Below are 3,266 nucleotides of genomic sequence, written 5' to 3'. Positions count from 1 at the left end.
GATCCTCAAGTTCGTGCCGTTACCCCTTTAAACTGTGGATTTTTCACGCCACCACGATGCCGCGAGCAGCGTGAAGGATTTACAAAACCTCCTAGCCGCACGCATTATGGGCGGCCTACTCTCTGCAGCATCATGTCCGCCACTTCGATCGCCGCGTCCGCTTCGCCGCCTTCCAAGACCTTGCCAGGTCTGGCGCACGCCTTGGTGCAGGCCGAACTGCTGCCGCGCACCCTGGTCGAACAGATCCACCAGCGTGGGCAGGAAACGCGTACAAGCTTCATTGCCACGCTGATCGGCAGTGGGTCGATGAATGCGCCCGATCTGGCGCACTGGGTCAGCAGAACATTTTCATTGCCGCTGCTGGATCTCGATGCCTACGACCCGACCCGCCTGGCGACGGGTGCCATCGACTCGAAGATCATTCAGAGCTACAAGGTTTTGCCTCTGCTCAAGCGCGGCAACCGTCTGGTGGTCGCGACGGCCGACCCAGCCGATCACGAGGCGGAAGACAAGATCAAATTTCAATCGCAGGCGCAGATCGAGCTGGTCGTCGTCGAGTACGACAAGCTGACGCGCATCATCGATCAGGCCAGCCAATCGGCCAGTTCGCAGATCTCCGCCCTGGTTGGCGAAGATTTCGATCTGGGCGACCTCAGCGATGGCAGCGAAGCGCCCGACACCAAGGAGCAGACTGCCGAGGTCGATGACGCGCCGGTGGTCAGGTTCCTGCAAAAAATGCTGATCGACGCGATCAATATGCGCGCTTCCGACCTGCATTTCGAGCCCTTCGAGCATTTTTATCGCATCCGCTTCCGTGTTGACGGCGAGTTGCGTGAAATTGCGCAGCCCCCGGCCTCGATCAAAGAAAAGCTCGCATCGCGCATCAAGGTCATTTCCAAGCTGGACATCGCCGAGCGCCGCGTGCCGCAGGACGGGCGCATGAAGCTGCGCATCAGCCCGGAAAAATCGATCGATTTCCGGGTAAGCACCCTGCCGACGCTGTACGGCGAAAAAATTGTGATGCGGATTCTGGACTCTTCCTCGGCCAAGCTTGGCATCGACGCGCTGGGCTACGAGCCGGAAGAACGGGAAAAACTGCTTCGCGCGATTCATCGCCCCTACGGCATGATTCTGGTGACCGGCCCGACCGGCAGCGGCAAGACCGTGTCGCTCTATTCCTGCCTGAACATCCTGAACCAGCCGGGAGTCAATATCTCGACTGCCGAAGACCCGGCTGAAATCAATTTGCCCGGCATCAATCAGGTCAACGTCAATGAGAAAGCGGGGCTGAATTTCGCCAATGCGCTGCGCGCCTTCCTGCGCCAGGATCCCGACATCATCATGGTGGGCGAGATCCGCGATCTGGAAACCGCTGACATTTCGATCAAGGCCGCGCAAACCGGTCATCTGGTGCTCTCCACGGTGCACACCAATGACGCCCCCACCACGCTGACCCGGTTGATGAATATGGGCGTGCCCGCGTTCAACATTGCGTCCAGCGTGATTCTCATCACCGCGCAGCGTCTGGCGCGCAAGCTTTGCACCCAGTGCAAAACCCCTGTCGACCTACCCGCACAAACGCTGCTGGAGGCCGGATTTCGCGAAGAAGACCTCGACGGCAGTTGGAAACCGTACAAGGCGGGAAAGTGCAACGCCTGCGGCGGCTCGGGCTACAAGGGCCGTGTCGGCATCTATCAGGTCATGCCAATCACGGAAGAAATACAACGCATCATCCTTAACCACGGCACAGCCATGGACATCGCCGAGCAAGCACGCAAGGAAGGCGTGCGCTCGCTGCGGGAGTCCGGGCTGATCAAGGTGAAACTGGGGGTCACGTCCCTGGAAGAAATCATCGCCGTGTCCAACGAGTAAACGGGGGAAGCACCATGGCTACAGCGGCAGCGCGAACGGCGAAGGAAGCGCTATTCGAGTGGGAAGGGAAAGACCGGCAAGGCAAGCTACAGCGCGGTGAGTTACGCGCAGGCAGCGAGGCCATCGTTTCCGCGTCTTTGCGGCGCCAGGGCATTCTGGTCACCAAGGTGAAGAAGCGCCGCCTGACGAGCGGAAAGGCGATCAAAGCCAAGGACATCTCCACGTTCACCCGTCAGATGTCGACCATGATCAAGGCTGGTGTGCCGCTGCTGCAGTCCTTCGACATCGTCGGTCGCGGCCATCCCAATCCGAACATGGCCCGACTGATCATGGAAATCCGCGGCGATGTGGAAACCGGCACCAGTCTGTCGAACGCCTTTCGCAAGCATCCCAAATATTTCGACGCGCTGTATTGCAACCTGGTCGAAGCGGGCGAAACGGCCGGTATGCTCGAACTGGTGCTCGACCGCCTGGCCACGTATCAGGAAAAGTCGCTGGCCATCCGCAGCAAGATCAAGAGCGCGCTCACCTACCCGATTGCGGTGATGGTCGTGGCCTTCGTGGTGGTGTCCATCATCATGTTGTTCGTCGTGCCGGTGTTCACCGACGTGTTCTCGCAGTTTGGCGCGAGCCTGCCCGCCCCCACGCTGATGGTGGTGGCCATGTCCAACTTTTTCGTGCACTACTGGTACATCCTGTTTGGCACCATTTTCCTGGGCGGCTACTTCTTTCTGCAGTCGTGGAAAAAGTCCATCAAGATGCAGGAGACCATGGACCGGCTGCTGCTGCGCGTGCCGGTCTTCGGCAAACTGGTGCGGCTGGGCGCGCTGGCCCGTTGGACCCGCACTCTGGCCACGATGTTCGGCGCCGGAGTGCCGCTGGTCGAGGCGCTCGATGCCGTCGGGGGCGCGGCCGGCAATATCGTTTATCTGCGCGCTACCGAAAAAATCCAGCAAGACGTTTCCACCGGCACCAGCCTGACGACGTCGATGCAGACCCAGGGCGTGTTTCCGCCGCTGGTCATTCAGCTCACCTCCATCGGTGAAGAGTCGGGCTCGCTCGATTCGATGCTGAGCAAGGCGGCCGACATCTATGAGGCCGAGGTGGACGAGTTGGTGAAAAACCTCTCGGCCCTGCTGGAGCCGATCATCATCGTGTTTCTCGGCGTGATCATCGGCGGGCTGGTGGTGGCGATGTACCTGCCGATCTTCAACCTCGGCAAGGTGGTCGGTTGATGCCCGATTTCGGCGCGCTGCCGCTGACGTTCTGGATTGTGGCCGCCGGGCTGTTCGGCCTGGCGGTGGGCAGCTTTCTGAATGTGGTCATTTACCGTCTGCCGGTGATGATGGAGCGGCAGTGGCAGGCGGACGCCCACGCCACGCTTCATCCGGACG

General features: G+C 60.3%; 3 protein-coding genes. All 3 read left to right on the top strand.

Annotated elements, in window-relative coordinates:
• The first annotated feature begins 132 nt into the window (after positions 1-132).
• Positions 133-1,872, top strand: coding sequence for a type IV-A pilus assembly ATPase PilB (gene pilB, locus AC2VLV_RS10405; RefSeq protein ID WP_486989915.1), 1,740 nt, complete (start codon positions 133-135; stop codon positions 1,870-1,872).
• A gap of 14 nt (positions 1,873-1,886) precedes the next feature.
• Entirely contained in the window at positions 1,887-3,107 is a 1,221-nt protein-coding gene (locus AC2VLV_RS10400; protein WP_486989914.1) for a type II secretion system F family protein, read from the top strand.
• Positions 3,107-3,266 (top strand): prepilin peptidase (locus tag AC2VLV_RS10395; RefSeq protein ID WP_486989916.1); only part of this gene is annotated, 160 nt, incomplete at its 3' end. The genes AC2VLV_RS10400 and AC2VLV_RS10395, both read left to right, overlap by 1 nt.

This window comes from Thiomonas sp. TH-17 (genome assembly GCF_057473305.1).
Note: the sequence above shows the minus strand (reverse complement) of the source record. Positions and strands in the feature narration are given on the sequence as shown.